This is a genomic window from Paludibacterium denitrificans, from assembly GCF_009707705.1.
Lineage (GTDB): Bacteria > Pseudomonadota > Gammaproteobacteria > Burkholderiales > Chromobacteriaceae > Paludibacterium_A > Paludibacterium_A denitrificans.
Window position 1 is genome coordinate 108531 of record NZ_WLYX01000001.1, and the last position, 18133, is coordinate 126663.

Sequence of the window (18133 nt, forward strand, 5' to 3'; positions counted from 1 at the left end):
GTCAGCGCCCCAACATCCACTTGAGCATCCATACCACGCGCGCGCCATAAGGTGGCCGGGTCAACCACACCCCGCTCAAGCGGCTTTGCTCGAACACAGGCTTGAGTTTGGAGAAAGTCAAAAAGCCTTCGTAAGCATGGTAATGCCCCATGCCGGACGGCCCGACACCGCCAAACGGCAAGTCATCCTGTGCCACCTGCAACAAGGTGTCGTTGATGGCCACGCCGCCGGAAATGGTTTCGGCCAACGTCCGGCGGATACGTGCAGGTTGGGTGTCAAACAGATACAGCGCCAATGGCCGCGGGCGGGCGTTGACATAGGCGAGCGCGTCGTCAAACTCACGGTAGGTCACCAGCGGCAGAATCGGCCCAAAGATTTCCTCTTGCAGCAGCGTGGCACTATCCGGGCAACCCAGCACCAGCGTCAGCGCCATCTTGCCCGTGGCAGCAAGGTTTTCTTGCACCGGATTGATCTCGATTGCCGTCGCGCCAGCCGCCACCGCTTCCTGCAGCCAGGCTTGCAAGCGGCCCCGATGACGCGCATTGATAATGGCGGTGTAATCCGGGTTTTCGGCCAACGTGGGATAGGCCCTGCTGGCAGCCGCCCGCAGCGCCTGCGTCAAGGCATCAATTTGGTTTTCCGCTACCAGCACATAATCCGGCGCGACACAGGTTTGCCCGGCATTGAGCAGCTTGCCCGCCACGATGGATGCCGCCGCCCGGCTAATATCCGCGCCCGGAGTCACAATTGCCGGGGACTTGCCGCCCAGCTCCAGCGTCACCGGTGTCAGGTTCTCTGCTGCCGCGTGCATGACCTGCCGCCCGACCGCCGTCGAGCCGGTAAACAGCAGGTGATCAAACGGCAAGCGGGTAAATGCCTGTGCCAGCGCGGCTTCGCCATTGACCACCGCCACCCGTTCGGGCCCGAGATAGCGTTCCAGCAAGGTAGCCAGCAGCGCCCCGGTGGCCGGGGTGTACTCCGACATTTTGATCATCACCCGGTTACCCGCCGCCAGCGCCGCCACCAGCGGGCCGATGGCCACGAAAATCGGGTAATTCCACGGCACCACAATACCTACCACACCCAGCGGCTGCGGCATCACACGGGCACGCGCCGGTTGAAACCACAGCGATACCCGGCGCCGCTGGGGCCGCATCCAGCCTTAAGATGGTGGCGGGCATGGCGAATACCCTGCAAGGCCGGAAACAGTTCCGCCAACTGTGTTTCCACCTCGCTGCGATGGCCAAAATCACGGCTGACGGCTTCGACAATCGCGCTTTTGTTGTCCAGCAACAACCGCTCCAGCTGGTTCAACCAGTCACGGCGCTGCGACAGGGTCGGGACGCGCTCCTGCTGCCAGCTCGCGCGCAAGCGTGCATAAGTGGCCTGCAGATCCTGCTCTTCAGGCGACAACGAGGAAGGAAGGCTCATACGGGGTCATCCTTGTGCGGTGGGATTTTTTAAAAACGTATGTTTGAAGCTTGAACTCTAAACAGACTAACACCCTATTTAACGCGTTGTCACCGGCCACACATCTGAGCGTGGTACTTCGCACACACTGCACGTCGAATCGGAGGCCATGCCCCAGCGGATGCGGCCTTCGGCCAACTTAATGACAGCACCATGACGTTTCACACAAAAAAACCCTGTTTTTCCCCTTGAGCTATCCGCCAGCTGTCACCACAATGAAAATATCAAGGCCCGCCCGGGGCCCGCACACGGAGGAAAGCACAATGGCACCTTTTTTATTTTTACTCCTGATGGTGGCTTTCGCCGTGGTGATCGGGCTGCTGCTGGCACCAGTACAAAAGCGACCGGAACTGATCCCGATTCGTATCCGGCATGACGACACCACCCGCCGCCCGCCACGCCGCTAAATAAAAAACGCGGTACAACATTATCTGTTGTACCGCGTTTTGCTTGCTTCGCCCCGGCTTAGTAATCGCGCTGTGGCACCAGTACGGTGCGGTTGCCATTGTTCTCCATCGAACTCACCAGCCCTGCCGCCTCCATCTCTTCAATCAGACGCGCCGCCCGGTTATAGCCGATGCGCAAATGGCGCTGTACCGAGGAAATAGACGCCTTGCGGGTACGCAGCACAATCTCCACCGCCTCGTCATAGAGCGGATCGGTTTCCGACGCCGCCAGCGCCTTGGCCGTAGCCGCAGCGGATTCTTCCTCCGCCTCGCTTTCCCCGGTCAGCAAGCCTTCTACGTAGTCCGGTTCACCAAACTGCTTGAGGTGTTCCACTACCGCGTGCACCTCGTCATCGGTGACAAATGCCCCATGCACGCGTTGCGGATAACCGGTCCCCGGCGGCAAAAACAGCATATCGCCCTGACCCAACAGCGTTTCTGCCCCCATCTGGTCCAGAATCGTGCGGCTATCCACCTTGCTGGATACCTGAAACGCAATACGCGTCGGAATATTGGCTTTGATCAGGCCGGTAATCACATCCACCGACGGGCGCTGCGTTGCCAGAATCAGGTGAATCCCGGCCGCCCGCGCCTTCTGTGCCAAACGGGCGATCAATTCTTCGATCTTCTTGCCCGCCACCATCATCAGGTCGGCAAATTCATCCACCACCACCACGATAAACGGCAGCGGCGCCAGTGGTTCCGGCGTTTCCGGTGTCAGGCTGAACGGGTTGGTAAGTTTGCGTCCCGACTGTTCGGCCTCACGCACCTTGTCGTTGTAACCGGCCAGATTGCGGACACCCAGCGCGCTCATCAGACGATAGCGGCGCTCCATCTCGCCCACACACCAGTTAAGCGCGTTGGCCGCCAGCTTCATGTCGGTCACCACCGGCGCCAGCAGGTGCGGAATGTCGTTGTAAACCGACAATTCCAGCATCTTGGGGTCGATCATGATGAAACGCACCTCATCCGGCGTCGCCTTATAGAGCAACGACAGAATCATCGCGTTCACGCCAACGGATTTACCGGAACCGGTCGTCCCCGCAACCAGCAAGTGAGGCGCCTTGGCCAGATCGGTCACCACCGGCTCACCGGTAATGTCCTTGCCCAACACGATGGTCAATTTCGAATGGGACGCCTGAAACTCTTCCGCCGACAAAATCTCCGACAGACGAATCATCTGCCGCTTGTCGTTGGGCAACTCCAGCCCCATGCACGTCTTGCCGGGAATGGTTTCCACCACCCGAATCGCCGCCAGCCCCAAGGCGCGCGACAAGTCTTTCATCAGGTTAACCACCTGATTACCACGCACGCCCACTCGCTTACCCACCTCGTAACGGGTAATCACCGGCTAGGCGTAGGCGTCCACGACACTGACCTTGACCTTGAATTCGGCCAACTTCTCCTCGATGACAATCCCCCGCTCCAGTAGCTCGTCTTCCGAGTACACCACGCTCGCCTCTTCTGCCGGACGCAACAACGTCAGCGGTGGCAGACAGCTGTCGTCAAAAGCCACAGTAAGCTTTTGGCTGTCGGCGCCACTTGGGGCGCAACCACCGCTACTGACGGCAACATCGACGGCTCGACAGGGGCAACCGGTGTTGTGGCCGCCAGCGGTTCATCCAATACCTGCCAAACCAGCCCTGATGGAGCTGCCTTTGAGTCGGCAGAAGGATGCGGCGCGTCCTCCAACAGCACCCACGGCGCAATCGCCGTGGCAGATGGCGTATCCGCCGGTGCTACCGGAGCGACATGTGGCACCAGCACTGTCGGTGGGTTATCTGCCTCAACCTCAATCGAATCAACAGTCGCAACCTCCGGCGGCACAGCTAGCTTCACCACCGGTTCGGCTGTTGGCAACGACTCGGCCTCTGGCACCGCCTGCGGCTCCGGTGAGCTAACCGGCCAATGCCGGGCGTGCGCGGCGAGGTTTCCAGCAGGGTTGTCGTCGTAGTCGCTGCCGTCGGCGGCGTCGAAATCTCCGACCGCGAGAGCGGTACGTTATCAGCAGGGATGGTTGGCTCGGCTACCGGCGCGGCCACCTCCGGCTCCACCGACGTCCGGCTTTCGCCAAGGGGAGAAATTGACGGCACAACCGCAGACGGCTGAATGGCGCAAGATGCCTGTGCAGATGGCATCACGACTGGTACCACCACCTCAGGCTCCGGCACCGCCGCCGCTTGCTCTGGCGATGGCTTGGGCGCGACAACCGGCGGATTAATCCAGCCGCTCAACACTGCCGGTTTGCTCACCGGTTTTTCATGCCGAACAATCTCCGGTATCGCTATCTCCGGCTGAATACGATTCACTACCGGCTTGGCCACGTTCGGAGTCAACGCTTACTTTAACGGTGATACGGGTTTAACTGGCGCCGCCACACCCGGCACCGGTGGCGGCGCACCGTGCAGAGCCCTGGATCTGAGCGCGCACTTCTTCCGGATCAATCACGGGCAGTGGTGCTTTTTTCGGCCGGGCAATCAAGCTTCCGTTGCGCCCGGCGTAATAGCGGGCTGGATTGCAAATTGGCTTGCAATTCTTCCCTGCCGATAACCGGCAAATCCTTAGGCAATGGCGTCGATGCCGGAATCGTCTTTTTCAGGCGGTAATGTTTGGGTAACTGCACAATTTCCGGTGGTGGCGCAGGCGGAACCGTAACAGGGCTCGGCGCGGTCGGCAGGGTAATCGTTTCTCTTGCCGTAGCCTTAGTCTGGCTTGGGCGCTGAGGCGGCAAGGCATCACGCGGCGCGGTGGGCAACTCAACCACTGGTAGCGGCACAATCGGTTTGCTTACTGAAGCCACTGGTACAGCGGCATCTGCCTTGGTTGGCCCGGTTTCGGTACGAGGTCGCGACAGCGTTACCGGTTTGTCTACCGGTGGCACGCTCGCAGGCTTAGGCTCGACGACCGCAGGGCGCTCGATAGCTGCTGGCGCGGCGCTCATGGCACTCGCCTCGGGCTCTGCCAACGTGGCCACCGCTGGCGTCTCTGGGCTGGTTTCGGCCACGATGTTGGGTTTGACCGGATCACGCCGCCGCTCACGGAAGGTGGCTAAGCATGGGTTCTATCGGCTCGGATTCATCGGTACCCAGCAAACGATCCAGCCGTTTGAGCAAGTCAGCACCGAGCGGAAAGGTTTGCAAGCGTGGCGGCAAGCGCACCCAGCCGGTCAGGCGGTTAAGCCATTGTTGCCCGTCAAACTGGCTCAGCTGTTGTTGCAGCCGCTCGCGTAACTGCGCTGGGTCAGGTCGCCCTGCGTATACCCACCATCCACCAGCCGCCGCAACGACTACCAGCAATAAAACTAGAACAAACCACACAGTCGAAAATCCAGAGTAGCCAAGATTAGTCGCCAAGGTCACGGCAACTCACTGCCATGGCCCGCCTCCCCTGCCAACAACACGGCAACAGGGACAGGAATTGTACCGCCTTTGTCTGCAATACGCTGGCCATGCTGCACACAACATCATCAACAAGCCATGCGGCGGCGTTATGCCAAACAATTGTGACAAACGCTATACTTCAGCAACCCATGCCGAATCACCCAGACCATCAGCCGTACCCTTGCCCCAGCGTTAACGCTTGCCGATAGGATCATGATGAAAATATCGAAACTGCTGCTCAGTATTGGCCTGCTGTCATGGCTAAATGCCACCTGCGCCCCGGCTCTTGCCGACACACCGCTACGCTCGCTCCTGCGCGAACGGCTGGCCGCCCGCCAAAACGCCTCATCAAATGACGGTTACGGGCGCTTTATCAACCACCTGAGTTGTGAAAAATTGGCTCGCTTGTCGCAAGGCAAAAACCGTAATGGACAGAGCAGCAGCACACCCAGCCAAACCGCTTCGTATGGCTCACACCCGGCACAGAAGCTGGAGCTTTACCTGCCCGAGCACACTAAAACCGCCGCGCCCATCATCATCATGGTACATGGCGGCGCGTGGTGCGTTGGCGATATGGACGCGGCCAATGTCGTCAACAACAAACTGGCCCACTGGCTACCCAAAGGGTTCATCTTTGTTTCGGCCAACTACCGCATGCTACCGGATCAGGCCGACGTATTGACCCGGGCTAGCGATGTCGCCAGAGCCATCGCTTATGTACAAAAGCACGCGGCAGACTGGCATGGAGATCCATCCCAAATCATTGTCATGGGCCATTCCGCTGGCGCACATCTGGTATCGCTGCTGAGTGCTGATCCGGCCATGGCACGCACATACGGCGCCCAGCCCGGCTTGGCAGCATTTCGCTGGATAGCGCCGCACTTGATGTCCCGGCCACCATGCAGGCACAGCATCCGTTGTTCTACGACGATGCCTTCGGTCAAGACCCCGAGTTCTGGCAAAAAACCTCGCCGCTGCAACGCCTTGGTCAAGCGCCACTACCTTGGCTTGGCGTCTGCTCCACTCAACGCAAGGATTCCTGCCCACAAGCCCATGCTTACAGTGCCGCCTTGCGCCGTCATGGTCGCCATAGCGAAGTACTGGAAGTCAACCTGAAACATGGCGAGGTGAATTCCCAACTGGGCGAACCAGGCCCTTACACCGAGCAGGTTGAGCGTTTCATGGCATCGCTCGGTAAAGATATCCGGCAACATCTGGCCTTGCAGCCCTAAACCTAGTCGAAAGTCCTAATCTCGCGCTAAAACTGCCAGCATCAGGCGCAAAAAAATACCCCGCTTGCGCGGGGTATTTTTATTCATGCCAGCAATGGAAGTAAGACACTTCCATCGCCCGGCATGTTACACAGGCGTACCCATGAATTACACAGTCACCTTGTCAGCCACTTCGGTGTACTGCGGATTCTGGTTGAAGTTCATATAACGATAAACTTCAGCACCTTGCTGATTGATGATACCGATGTTGGCCTGGTATTCCTCAACCGTCGGGATCTTGCCCAGTTTCGAGCAAATAGCGGCCAGTTCAGCAGAGCCCAGATAAACAAAGGTGTTCTTACCCAGACGGTTCGGGAAGTTACGGGTAGAGGTGGACATTACGGTCGCCCCTTCACGTACTTGTGCCCTGGTTACCCATACACAGCGAGCAGCCCGGCATTTCCATACGCGCACCGGCACGGCCCAGAATACCGTAGTAGCCTTCTTCGCTCAGCTGCTTGGCATCCATCTTGGTCGGCGGAGCCATCCACAGTTTTACCGGGATATCCTGTTTGCCTTCCAGCAGCTTACCGGCTGCGCGGAAGTGACCGATGTTGGTCATGCAAGAACCGATGAACACTTCGTCGATCTTGGTGCTTAAGCAACTTCGGACATGAACTTCACATCATCCGGGTCGTTCGGGCAAGCAACGATCGGTTCCTTGACGTCAGCCAGATCAATTTCGATCACGGCGGCGTATTCGGCATCGGCATCGCGTTTCAGCAGCTCGCCGTTGGCAATCCAGTCTTCCATCGACTTGATGCGGCGTTCCAGAGTGCGTGCATCCTGATAGCCCTCTGCAATCATCCACTTCATCAGGGTGATGTTGGACTTCATGTACTCAACGATCGGCTCTTTGTTCAGCTGTACGGCACAACCGGCAGCAGAACGCTCGGCAGAAGCGTCAGTCAGTTCGAATGCTTGCTCAACCTTCAGGTTCGGCAGGCCTTCGATTTCCAGAATACGGCCAGAGAAGATGTTCTTCTTACCGGCTTTAGCCACAGTCAGCAGGCCTTGCTTGATAGCGTACAGCGGAATGGCGTTAACCAGATCACGCAGCGTTACGCCCGGTTGCAGTTCGCCCTTGAAGCGGACCAGTACCGATTCCGGCATATCCAGCGGCATAACACCAGTGGCCGCCGCAAAGGCAACCAGACCGGAACCAGCCGGGAAGGAAATACCGATCGGGAAACGGGTGTGCGAGTCACCACCGGTACCCACGGTATCCGGCAACAGCAGACGGTTCAACCAAGAGTGGATCACACCATCACCCGGACGCAGGGCAACGCCACCACGAGTGGAGATGAAGGCGTTACAGTTCTTTGTGCATCTTCACGTCCACCGGCTTCGGATAAGCGGCGGTGTGACAGAAGGATTGCATCACCAGATCAGCGGAGAAGCCCAAGCAAGCCAGGTCTTTCAACTCGTCGCGGGTCATCGGGCCAGTGGTATCTTGCGAGCCGACGGTGGTCATCTTCGGTTCGCAGTAGGTACCCGGGCGTACGCCTTGGCCTTCCGGCAGACCACAGGCGCGGCCAACCATCTTCTGTGCCAGCGAGAAGCCCTTGCCGGAGTCAACCGGGTCTTTCGGCAGACGGAATACGGTGGACGGAGCCAGACCCAGTGCTTCGCGAGCCTTGGTGGTCAGGCCACGACCGATGATCAGGTTGATACGACCGCCAGCGCGGACTTCGTCCAGCAGCACGTCGGATTTCAGTGCGAAGGTTGCAACGGTTTCGCCGTTCTTGACGATCTTGCCGTCGTACGGGTAGATGTCAACTACATCGCCCATTTCCAGCTTGGTTACATCCACTTCGATCGGCAACGCGCCGGAGTCTTCTTGCGTGTTGAAGAAGATCGGAGCGATCTTGCCGCCCGTGCAGATACCGCCGAAGCGCTTGTTCGGTACAAACGGAATATCCTGACCGGTAGCCCATACCACGCTGTTGGTGGCGGACTTACGGGAAGAACCGGTACCTACCACGTCGCCGACGTAAGCAACCAGGTTACCTTTTTTCTTCAGATCATCGATAAACTGGATCGGACCACGCTTGCCATCTTCTTCCGGTACAAACGCTGCACCCGGACGGGTGTTTTTCAGCATGGCCAGATAGTGCAGCGGGATATCCGGGCGGGACCAGGCATCCGGGTAAGCGACAGATCGTCGGTGTTGGTTTCACCCGGCACCTTGAATACGGTGATGGTGATTTTCTTTTCCACTTCCGGACGGCTGGTGAACCATTCGGCATCGGCCCAGCTTTGCAGCACAGCCTTGGCGTTGGCATTGCCACCGTCGGCCAGAACTTTTACGTCGTGGAAGAAATCAAATACCAGCAGGGTCTTTTTCAGGCCAGCGGCAGCGATTTCGCCAACCTTGTCATCGCCCAACAGGTCGATCAGCGGCTTGACGTTGTAGCCACCCAGCATGGTGCCCAGCAGTTCGGTAGCTTTTTCGCGGGAAATCAGCGGAGAAGCGACGTCGCCTTCAGCAACGGCAGCCGGGAACGAGGCCTTGACCTTGGCGGCGTCATCCACACCCGGCGGAACACGGTGGGTGATCAGATCAACCAGTACATCTTCCTCGCCTTTAGGCGGATTTTTCAGCAGCTCGACCAGTTCTTCGGTCTGCTTGGCGGAAAGGGGAAGGGGCGGGATGCCCAGCGCGGCGCGCTCGGCAACATGCTGACGGTAGGCTTCGAGCATGGCTGTGGACCTTTTTGCTTAGATTGTTTGCAATGAGTCTGCCGCGACGCTGTAGCAACGTCAGCGGCAACCGTCCCGAAAGAATGTTCTACCCAGTTTTGATAGGTAGGAGAGGTTACGCCGTCTATGATGAGGATACAAACGAGTAATCGCAACATAGATTGTGAGTTAAAATCACACGATGAACACATACCCTCCCCTCAATGCTCTGCGCATTTTCGAGTCTGCGGCCCGACTGGAAAGCTTTTCAGCCGCCGCCAACGAACTGTATGTTACCCACGGCGCTGTGAGCAAGCAGATCAAACAACTGGAAGAATGGTTGGCGGTAAAACTGTTTGAGCGCACCGGCGGCCGGGTCAAGCTCACCGATACCGGCTGGCGCTATCTGGTACAGGTGCAGGATGGGCTGGACCTGATTGCCAACGCCACCTCACAAATCCTGCAACCGGACCGCCAGCGCTTACCACCATCAACTCTACCCCGACCTTTGCCAGCTATTGGCTCATGCCAAGGCTGGCTCAGTTTCGCGAGCTGTTTCCTGATGTCGAGCTGCATCTGGTGACGTCCGACCGTGACATCAGCTAACTGGATGCCCCCTTTGACATCGCCATCCGCCGCGGCCCCGGCGACTGGCCGGGGCATATCGCCAAACCGTTTCTGGATGAGTGGGAACTCCCGCTGTGCCACCCCGATTTGCTGGCCAGACTACCCCTGACCACCCCGGCCGATCTGGCACGACACACCCTGCTCTACGCGGACACCAAACCGACAGCCTGGCAGCGCTGGCTGACGCTGGCTGGCGCGCCTGAACTAAAACCCGCCAGCGCCCTGCACTTCGACCGCTTCTCGCTGGCCCTGCACGCCGCGGTCAATGGCTTGGGCGTAGTGCTTGGACCGCTGCCAATGGCGCAAGGGGAAATCGACGCGGGCCGACTGGTTGCCCCGCTGAAACAGCCGGTGGTACCAGTGCGCGGCTACTGCTGGGTGGCTTCGCGCGCGGCCATGGATGACCCAACCGTCAGCGCCTTCTGTCACTGGCTGGAACAAGGAGCGGAAAACACACCCAAGCCACCCGATACCAGTTTGTAACCTGTACGTCGTCATTGCTAGCACCTCGTCGTAAGCGGCGCCACCGCTGGCCCACCTGTCTCGCCCAAGGAGTCCGTCATGACACACAGCTTTGCTCACACCCGCCGCCACCTCACCCACCCGGATGGCCAGCAACTGGAATACTTCAGCCTGAAAGCGCTGGAGGATAGCGGCATAGGGCCGGTGTCACGCCTGCCGGTATCGCTGCGCATTGTGCTGGAATCGGTGCTACGTCACTGCGATGGGCAGAAAATCACGGCCGAACATGTGCGCCAGCTCGCCAACTGGCACGCCACCGCGCCGCGTAGCGAAGAAATCCCGTTTGTGGTGGCGCGTGTGGTGTTGCAGGATTTTACCGGCGTGCCCTTGCTGGCCGATCTGGCAGCCATGCGCAACGTGGCCGCAGACATGGGGCAAAACCCCAAGACCATCGAGCCGTTGGTTCCGGTAGATCTGGTGGTCGATCACTCGGCAATGATCGATCACTACGGCAGCCCGGATGCGCTCCGGCTGAACATGGAACTGGAGTTTCAGCGCAACAGCGAACGCTATCGCTTCATGAAATGGGGCATGCAGGCCTTTGACACCTTCAAGGTAGTACCTCCCGGCATTGGCATCGTGCATCAGGTGAATCTGGAATACCTGTTCCGTGGGGTACAACTGCGTGACAACACGGTATTTCCGGATACGCTGGTTGGTACCGATAGCCACACCACCATGATCAACGGAGTCGGCGTGGTGGGCTGGGGCGTCGGCGGCATCGAGGCCGAAGCGGCCATGCTGGGGCAACCCGTTTATTTCCTGACGCCGGACGTGGTGGGCGTGGAACTGACCGGCAAGTTGGCCGAAGGCATTACCGCGACCGATCTGGTGCTGACCATCACGGAAATGCTGCGCAAGGAAAAAGTTGTCGGCAAGTTTGTCGAATTTTTCGGCGAAGGCACCGCCAGCCTGACAGTGACGGATCGCGCCACCATCGGCAACATGGCGCCAGAGTATGGAGCGACCATGGGCTTCTTCCCTGTCGACGACAAAACCGTCGATTACCTGAAGAAAACCGGCCGCAGCGATGACGAGGTAGCGCTGTTTGAAGCCTATTTCAAGGCACAGGGGCTGTTTGGCGTCCCCCAAGCTGGCGAGATTCAGTACAGCAAGACGCTGACGCTGGACCTGTCCAGCATCGTACCCAGCCCGGCCGGGCCCAAACGGCCACAGGACCGCATCGCCTTGTCCGCCATGCGCGCCACGTTTACACACCTGTTTTCACAGCTATACAGCCGAAGGCGGCTTTAACAAACCGGCGGAACAACAATACATCCGCTACACCACCGGCATTGACAACATGGACCCGGGGCATGGCGACGTACTGATCGCTGCCATCACCAGCTGCACCAATACGTCCAATCCGGGCGTTTTGCTGGCGGCTGGCCTGCTCGCCAAGAAGGCCGTCGAAAAAGGCCTGCACGTTCACCCGCGCATCAAGACCAGTCTGGCGCCGGGGTCGCGCGTGGTCACCGAATACCTGAGCAAGACCGGGTTATTGGACGCCTTGTCACAGCTGGGTTTTAACGTGGCGGCCTATGGCTGCACCACCTGCATCGGCAACGCTGGCGACCTGAGGCCCGAGTTCAACGAGACCATCACGCAACATGATCTGGTGTGCGCCGCCGTACTATCGGGCAACCGCAACTTCGAAGCGCGCATCCACCCCAACCTGCGCGCCAATTTTCTGGCTTCGCCACCGCTGGTGGTCGCCTTTGCGCTGGCTGGCAGCGTCAATATCGATCTGACCACTGAACCGCTGGGCACCACGCCAGACGGGCAAGCCGTGTACCTGCGCGACATCTGGCCAAGCTCCGATGAAATCAGCCAGCTGATGCGTTATGCCATGGACCCGGATACGTTCCGGCGCCTATATGCCGACTTCACCCGCGATCACGATTTATGGAACGCCATCACCGCACCAAGCGGGCAGGTTTATAGTTGGCCGAAAAGCAGTTACATCGCCCGACCGCCGTTCTTTGACGGCTTCCGCATGCAACCTGCGGCCGTGCACGATATCCATCAGGCCAAAGCCATCCTGCTATTAGGCGATTCCGTCACCACCGACCACATCTCGCCAGCCGGGTCGTTTAAAGACACCACTCCGGCGGGGCAATACCTGTTGGCCGAAGGGGTGGGCAAACAGGACTTCAACAGCTACGGCAGCCGACGCGGCAATCACGACGTGATGATCCGCGGCACGTTTGCCAATGTACGCATCAAGAACCTGATGTTGCCGGTCAAAGCCGATGGCAGCCGTATCGAAGGTGGCTATACCCTGCTGGATGGTCAACAAACCACGATTTTTGAAGCCGCCAGTACCTACCAGCAACGCGGCATCCCCACCATTGTTTTCGCCGGTGAGGAATACGGCACCGGATCGAGTCGTGACTGGGCCGCCAAGGGCACCCAGCTATTGGGCATCAAGGCCGTCATCGCCCGCAGTTTTGAACGCATTCACCGCTCCAATCTGGTTGGCATGGGTGTATTGCCGCTGCAGTTCAAGGGTAACGATAGCTGGGAAACACTGGGCATCAGCGGGCAGGAAACGTTCGACATTCTGGGCGTGGAGGGTGAATTGGAGCCGCAGCAAGATTTCACCTTGCGCATTACCCATGCCGATGGCTCACAGCGTGACGTACCTGTGCTCTCGCGCATCGACACCGCCATCGAGGTGGATTACTACCGGCACGGCGGCATCTTGCCGTTTGTCTTGCGCCAGCTGCTGGCACAGTAGTCACCGCCAGACACCACCCCATCGCCAAGCCTGATTAACCCGGGCTTGGCGGTTTTTTGCGCCGACGGCCACAAGTTTTCTCCATCCTACCCAGCAAAGACACCATGCCATTGGGGTTTGTGTAGAATGATTCACTGACACGTGCTGCATTAATTAACGGAACAACACCATTGACCGGGAAACGCCCGTGAGCCACCACTCCATTTTTACCAGTCTGGCCAATCAACGCGAAGCAACAGCCTTCAGTTGGCAATCCGCGTTATGGGTCAGCTTGCCGCCGTTGCTGCTGTCGGCGGTGTGTGTGCTCGGCACCTCCATCAGTTACCTGCTGTTCCATACGTTGGCCGAACTGATCTCCATCATCATCGCGCTGACAGCCTTGGTCGTGGCAACCACCTCACGGCGTTTCACCCGCAATCACTTTGTCGTGTTTATCGCCGTCGTCATTGGCTGGTGTGCCGCGCTCGACCCGGCGCACACGCTGGTCTTCAAAGGCATGGGCCTTACGCTGAACAACAGTGCCAATCCGGCCACGCAGATCTGGATCGCCGCCCGTGCCATACAGGCGGTCGCGTTGTTGTTTGCGCCACTGTTTTTGCGCCGCTCGGTGCGTGTTGGCTGGTTACATCTAGTCATGGGCGGCATAACGCTGGGGGTTGGGGGCCTGATTGCCGCCGGTCATTTCCCAACCGCCTATATCGACGGCCAAGGGCTGACGCCGTTCAAGATCACCAGTGAATACGTGATCGTGGCCTTGCTGGGCGTCACGCTATGGCGCCTGTGGCGCGATCGCAAACTGATGGCACCAACCCTCGCTTACCATCTGGCGGCGGCGGTCGTCGCCATGATCCTGTCGGAACTGGCGTTCACTCACTATGTCAGTGTGTACTCCAATGCCAACCTGATCGGGCACCTGTTCAAGATTTTTGCCTACTGGTTCATCTACATCGCCCTCGTGCATAACACCTTGCGCGAGCCGTTCACCATGCTGGCGCGAGCCGCCAGTACCTATGACGCCGTCCCCGAGCCCACCATCGTGGTACAGACCGATGGCACCATCCGCGAAGCCAACCAGGCCTCGGAGGACTACACCGGACTGCAACTGGAACAGCTGATTGGTCAATCCAGCCACACACTGTTTCACGATGCCAGCATTCCGGCAGAGCACTGCCCGGTTTGCCTGCGCATAGCACAAGGCACGGCGACCTTCACTCAGGAACTGGTTCAGGAAAAAGGTTTCTGGGCGGTGGAATGCAGCGTGGCACCCTTCTCCGGCAACGACCCGGAACACGCCTACGTCCGGGTCATCCGCGACATTTCCCAGCGCCGCCAGCTGGAAGCCGAACGCGAAACGCTGGTCTACAACCTGGGCGAGCGCATCAAGGAATTGCGCTGTCTGTATGCCATTTCCGACCTGATCGAAAAGCCCGACATCGATATTCCAAGCCTGCTCAAAGGCGTTATCGACGTACTGCCATCGGCCTTCCGCTTTCCGGAGCAGGCTCAGGCCGGGCTGGTGAGCCAGTGGGGACAATTTGGCATGGCGTTTGGTGACTGCCACAACGACAACACCCGACAACTGCAGCGGCCACTGGAAGTTAATGGCGCCACAGTGGGTACCGTATGGGTCTGCTACCCTGAAGCCATACCACTGGATGACGCGCCCTTTCTGGCAGAAGAGCAGGAACTGATGGACACCGTGGCGCTGCGCGTCAGCGAAACCATCGAAAACAATCTGGCCGCAGCCAGATTGCAGCGCCTCACCAATTTCTACGAAATGCTGAGCGCCACCAACCGTGCCATCGTGCACTGCCGCAGCATCGAGCAACTGCTGGTGGCGCTATTTGAGGCACTGAGCGCACACAGCACCTTCCCCATGCTGTTCATCGCCCGAACCAACAACGGCCAACTGCCGTTTTATCCGGTGCACGCCTATGGCATCAACGACACACACCTGCAGACATTAACCCGAACGCTCGCTGACCCAGCCAGCCTGATCGGACAAATCCTGCCGCAGCTGCAAACCGGCAACATCGTCTGCACCGCCGTTCCGCCAGCCAGCGACGACAACGCCAGCGAGTGGATCACTTACCTGCACGCCCAAGGCATTACCGAACGCGCCATCATGCCCTTGCTGCGCGAAGGCGAACTCTTGGGCATTGTCGGCCTGTACGCCACTCGTGCCGATGCCTTTGATCAGGACCAGCTCCGCCTGCTCGGGGAAATGGCCACTGACATGTCGTTTGCGCTCTACAGCCCGGTAGCCGAACAACGCCGCATTGCGGCCGAAGAACTGGCCACATTGTCGGAACACCGTTTCCGCGAGGTGTTCGAATCTTCCCCGCTGCCAATGCAAATCCACTCTGTCACCACTGGTACCATCCACGCCATCAACCGGGCGCACACAAAGTGGCTGGGCTATACCACGGCGGACATCAGCAACGAAAACGACTGGTTCGAACACGTCTTTGTCGACCCGGATATTCGCGAACAAATACGACAGCTGTGGCAACAAGACCTGCGTCTTGCCCAAAGCAGCAGCTTGATCGCACGTTCGCCAGAGCTCACGCTGCGTTGCAAGGATGGCAGCAACCGTATTGCGCACGGCACCATGACCGTCGTGGGTAACGATGCCGTGCTCGCCTGGACGGATCTTACCGATATCCGCCACGGCGAACTGGCGCTGCGTGAAAGCGAACAACGCTTCCGCAGCATGATCGAGCAAACCGTATCCGGTATCTACGTGCGGCGCGACGGGAGTTACATTTACGTTAATCCACGCTACTGCGAAATGACCGGCTGGGCAGCCGAAGACCTGCTGGGCAAGAATGTGCTGGAATTTACCGTGCAAGACCCGGCAGTGCTGCAATCCATCCACGCTGCACCGGGACCGGCTGGCCGCCGGGGAACGCAGCATTGCCTATTCCGTGCCGTTCCGGCGCAAGGACGGCGTACTGCTGGAGCTGGGCCTGCAAGCGGCCATCATCAACTGGGACAACAGCCCGGCCACCATCGTCATGGCGCAGGACATTACCGAGCGCAAGCATACCGAACAGCAGATCGCCAGCTACGTGAAACAGCTGGAAGGCTCAATGAAAGCCACCCTGCAGGCCGTATCCAACATGGTCGACCTGCGTGACCCGTACACGGCAGGCCATGAGCGGCGCGTTGGGCTGATTGCTTACGCCATCGCAAGGGAACTGGGCTGGGAGCCGGAACGTTGTAACGCGATGGAAATGACCGGTCTGGTACACGATATCGGCAAGATAGCCATTCCGGCCGAAATTCTTTCCAAACCCACCCGCCTGACACCACTGGAAATGGCGATGGTGCGCGGCCACGCCCAGGCTGGCTATGACATTCTCAAGGATGTGCCATTTGCCGCCCCGGTTGCCGAGGCCATCCGCCAGCACCACGAGCGCATGGACGGCAGCGGCTATCCGCAAGGGTTGAAAGGCGACGAGATTCTGCCGGAAGCACGCGTACTCGCCGTCGCCGACGTGATCGAATCGATGGCCGCGCATCGCCCCTACCGCGCCGCATTGGGGCTGAATACCGCTCTGGCGGAAATCGAACAGGGCAAAGGCCGCCTCTACGACACCGAGGTAGCAGAAGCCGCCCTTCGGCTGGTACGCGAAAAAGGCTACCAATTGCCGCAGTAACCTTCCGGGCTTACCACTCGTGGCGGCCTTTAAACTCGGAAAAACTGCCGATGCATGCGGCAGCGTTGGCCAGCTCGGGTATAATGGGCCGCAACTTGACCGCTGGCGGGAAACACCAAAAACCCTCCTCCACCATGGCGCCACTTGGCTTGTTTCGGCCAACTTAGCCTGCCATGCAGGAAGGCTTTTGGGGTTTTCCAGCCGCGGCATTCCGAACTCTGCTTGAGGATAACCATGAGCCGCATCACACTCTCCCGGTTTCTGATCGAACAGCAACGCCGGGACGGCACACTGCCTGCCGATTTGCGTCTGTTGATCGAAACCGTTGCCCGCGCCTGCAAGGCCATCAACTTTTCCGTGAACAAGGGCGCGCTTGCTGGCGTACTGGGCGAAGCCGGTACCGGCAATGTTCAGGGCGAAGCCCAGAAGAAGCTGGATGTCATCGCCAACGACGTCCTGCTGGACGCCAACGAATGGGGCGGCAGCCCGGCCGCCATGGCCTCCGAAGAAATGGAGTTGCCGTATCACATTCCGGGCGAATACCCCAAAGGCGAATACCTGCTGCTGTTCGATCCGCTGGATGGCTCGTCCAATATCGACGTCAACATTTCCGTTGGCACCATCTTTTCGGTCCTGCGCTGCCCCGCTGGCGTCAGCCACCCGAGCGAAGCCGACTTCCTGCAGCCGGGTACCACGCAGGTAGCCATGCCTTACACGCTGTACGGCCCGCAAACCATGCTGGTGCTGACCTTTGGCAACGGCGTACACGGTTTTACGCTGGATCGCGAATTTGGCTCCTTCGTACTGACGCACCCGGACATGCGCGTACCGGAGAGCACCAAGGAATTTGCCATCAACATGTCCAACATGCGCCACTGGGAAGCTCCGGTACAGCGCTATGTGAACGAGCTGCTGGCCGGGACCGATGGTCCGCGCGGCAAAGATTTCAACATGCGCTGGGTGGCCTCAATGGTGGCCGAAGTGCACCGCATCCTGACGCGCGGCGGCATCTTCATGTACCCGCGCGATGCTCGTGACCCGGCCAAGCCGGGCAAGCTGCGCCTGATGTATGAAGGCAACCCGATGGCCTGGATCATCGAGCAAGCCGGAGGCATGGCCACCAACGGCTATCAGCGCATCATGGAAATTCAGCCGAGCAAGTTGCACGAACGCGTTGCCGTATTCCCGGGCTCACGCGAAGAAGTGGAAATCGTTACCGGTTACCACGCCAAGTAACTGCATAACGTCAGACCAAGCCCCATCTTTGCATGGGGCTTTTTCGTATTGATCTGCGCCGTCGGGCAACACACTCAACGACGGCCCGCATAGTGAT

Annotated in this window: 14 protein-coding genes and 3 pseudogenes; 10 read left to right on the forward strand and 7 right to left on the reverse strand. The window is 59.1% G+C overall.

Annotated features, from left to right (window positions below):
• Position 1: 1 nt before the first annotated feature.
• Complete coding sequence (locus tag GKE73_RS00825) at positions 2-1099, reverse strand: aldehyde dehydrogenase family protein (protein ID WP_230368709.1); 1098 nt, start codon at positions 1097-1099, stop codon at positions 2-4.
• On the reverse strand, positions 1099-1431 hold the full coding sequence (locus GKE73_RS00830; protein ID WP_230368710.1) for a hypothetical protein: 333 nt from the start codon (positions 1429-1431) through the stop codon (positions 1099-1101). The genes GKE73_RS00825 and GKE73_RS00830 overlap by 1 nt, the downstream gene beginning before the upstream one ends.
• A 302-nt stretch (positions 1432-1733) precedes the next feature.
• Between GKE73_RS00830 and GKE73_RS00835 the strand changes: the two genes are divergently transcribed.
• The gene (locus GKE73_RS00835) at positions 1734-1877 is read left to right on the forward strand and encodes a hypothetical protein (RefSeq protein WP_230368711.1); all 144 of its coding nucleotides are present in this window, start codon (positions 1734-1736) and stop codon (positions 1875-1877) included.
• 58 nt (positions 1878-1935) lie between these two features.
• Here GKE73_RS00835 and GKE73_RS00840 read toward each other — a convergent pair.
• From GKE73_RS00840 to GKE73_RS00855, 4 genes and pseudogenes are all read right to left on the reverse strand, one after another.
• Positions 1936-3357: pseudogene (locus tag GKE73_RS00840) on the reverse strand (DNA translocase FtsK); the annotation flags it as partial.
• Between the two features lie 394 nt (positions 3358-3751).
• Positions 3752-4252 (reverse strand): hypothetical protein, encoded by a 501-nt coding sequence (locus GKE73_RS00845; protein WP_230368712.1) that lies wholly within the window; start codon positions 4250-4252, stop codon positions 3752-3754.
• A gap of 104 nt (positions 4253-4356) precedes the next feature.
• Positions 4357-4920: a hypothetical protein gene (locus GKE73_RS00850; protein WP_230368713.1), complete on the reverse strand. Its 564-nt coding sequence runs from the start codon at positions 4918-4920 to the stop codon at positions 4357-4359.
• Positions 4921-4951: 31 nt separating this feature from the next.
• The gene (locus tag GKE73_RS00855; protein ID WP_230368714.1) at positions 4952-5233 is read right to left on the reverse strand and encodes a hypothetical protein; all 282 of its coding nucleotides are present in this window, start codon (positions 5231-5233) and stop codon (positions 4952-4954) included.
• Positions 5234-5512: 279 nt separating this feature from the next.
• On the opposite strand from GKE73_RS00855, the gene GKE73_RS00860 reads away from it, so the two are divergent.
• Positions 5513-6412: an alpha/beta hydrolase gene (locus GKE73_RS00860; protein WP_230368715.1), complete on the forward strand. Its 900-nt coding sequence runs from the start codon at positions 5513-5515 to the stop codon at positions 6410-6412.
• Positions 6367-6528 carry a hypothetical protein gene (locus tag GKE73_RS00865; RefSeq protein ID WP_230368716.1) on the forward strand — a complete coding sequence of 54 codons (162 nt, stop codon included), beginning with the start codon at positions 6367-6369 and terminating at the stop codon, positions 6526-6528. Before GKE73_RS00860 ends, GKE73_RS00865 begins: the two co-directional genes overlap by 46 nt.
• 147 nt (positions 6529-6675) lie before the next feature.
• Here GKE73_RS00865 and acnB read toward each other — a convergent pair.
• Positions 6676-9270 (reverse strand): annotated as a pseudogene (acnB, locus tag GKE73_RS00870) (bifunctional aconitate hydratase 2/2-methylisocitrate dehydratase).
• 181 nt (positions 9271-9451) lie between these two features.
• Here acnB and GKE73_RS00875 point away from each other — a divergent pair.
• From GKE73_RS00875 to GKE73_RS00900, 7 genes and pseudogenes are all read left to right on the forward strand, one after another.
• Positions 9452-9832 (forward strand): LysR family transcriptional regulator, encoded by a 381-nt coding sequence (locus GKE73_RS00875; RefSeq protein ID WP_230368717.1) that lies wholly within the window; start codon positions 9452-9454, stop codon positions 9830-9832.
• Positions 9775-10359, forward strand: a pseudogene (locus GKE73_RS00880) (LysR substrate-binding domain-containing protein). The gene GKE73_RS00875 and the pseudogene GKE73_RS00880 overlap by 58 nt, the downstream one beginning before the upstream one ends.
• Positions 10360-10437: 78 nt before the next feature.
• Positions 10438-11652 carry an aconitase family protein gene (locus GKE73_RS22000; protein ID WP_280954666.1) on the forward strand — a complete coding sequence of 405 codons (1215 nt, stop codon included), beginning with the start codon at positions 10438-10440 and terminating at the stop codon, positions 11650-11652.
• Between the two features lie 49 nt (positions 11653-11701).
• The gene (acnA, locus tag GKE73_RS22005) at positions 11702-13138 is read left to right on the forward strand and encodes an aconitate hydratase AcnA (protein ID WP_280954667.1); all 1437 of its coding nucleotides are present in this window, start codon (positions 11702-11704) and stop codon (positions 13136-13138) included.
• 187 nt (positions 13139-13325) lie between these two features.
• Entirely contained in the window at positions 13326-16277 is a 2952-nt protein-coding gene (locus GKE73_RS00890) for an MASE3 domain-containing protein (protein WP_230368718.1), read from the forward strand.
• Positions 16261-16800 carry an HD-GYP domain-containing protein gene (locus tag GKE73_RS00895; RefSeq protein ID WP_230371370.1) on the forward strand — a complete coding sequence of 180 codons (540 nt, stop codon included), beginning with the start codon at positions 16261-16263 and terminating at the stop codon, positions 16798-16800. The genes GKE73_RS00890 and GKE73_RS00895 overlap by 17 nt, the downstream gene beginning before the upstream one ends.
• A 234-nt stretch (positions 16801-17034) precedes the next feature.
• Positions 17035-18036 (forward strand): class 1 fructose-bisphosphatase, encoded by a 1002-nt coding sequence (locus GKE73_RS00900; RefSeq protein ID WP_230368719.1) that lies wholly within the window; start codon positions 17035-17037, stop codon positions 18034-18036.
• The last annotated feature ends 97 nt before the right edge of the window (positions 18037-18133 follow it).

Excerpts from the sequence above, each read along its gene's own strand:
- GKE73_RS00895 (WP_230371370.1), top strand. The coding sequence starts at position 16,261 with ATGGTCGACCTGCGTGACCCGTACACGGCAGGCCATGAGCGGCGCGTT.
- GKE73_RS00875 (WP_230368717.1), top strand. The coding sequence starts at position 9,452 with ATGAACACATACCCTCCCCTCAATGCTCTGCGCATTTTCGAGTCTGCG.
- GKE73_RS00830 (WP_230368710.1), bottom strand. The coding sequence starts at position 1,431 with ATGAGCCTTCCTTCCTCGTTGTCGCCTGAAGAGCAGGATCTGCAGGCC.
- GKE73_RS00900 (WP_230368719.1), top strand. The coding sequence starts at position 17,035 with ATGAGCCGCATCACACTCTCCCGGTTTCTGATCGAACAGCAACGCCGG.
- GKE73_RS00860 (WP_230368715.1), top strand. The coding sequence starts at position 5,513 with ATGAAAATATCGAAACTGCTGCTCAGTATTGGCCTGCTGTCATGGCTA.
- GKE73_RS00835 (WP_230368711.1), top strand. The coding sequence starts at position 1,734 with ATGGCACCTTTTTTATTTTTACTCCTGATGGTGGCTTTCGCCGTGGTG.
- acnA (WP_280954667.1), top strand. The coding sequence starts at position 11,702 with ATGGACCCGGGGCATGGCGACGTACTGATCGCTGCCATCACCAGCTGC.
- GKE73_RS00825 (WP_230368709.1), bottom strand. The coding sequence starts at position 1,099 with ATGCCGCAGCCGCTGGGTGTGGTAGGTATTGTGGTGCCGTGGAATTAC.
- GKE73_RS22000 (WP_280954666.1), top strand. The coding sequence starts at position 10,438 with ATGACACACAGCTTTGCTCACACCCGCCGCCACCTCACCCACCCGGAT.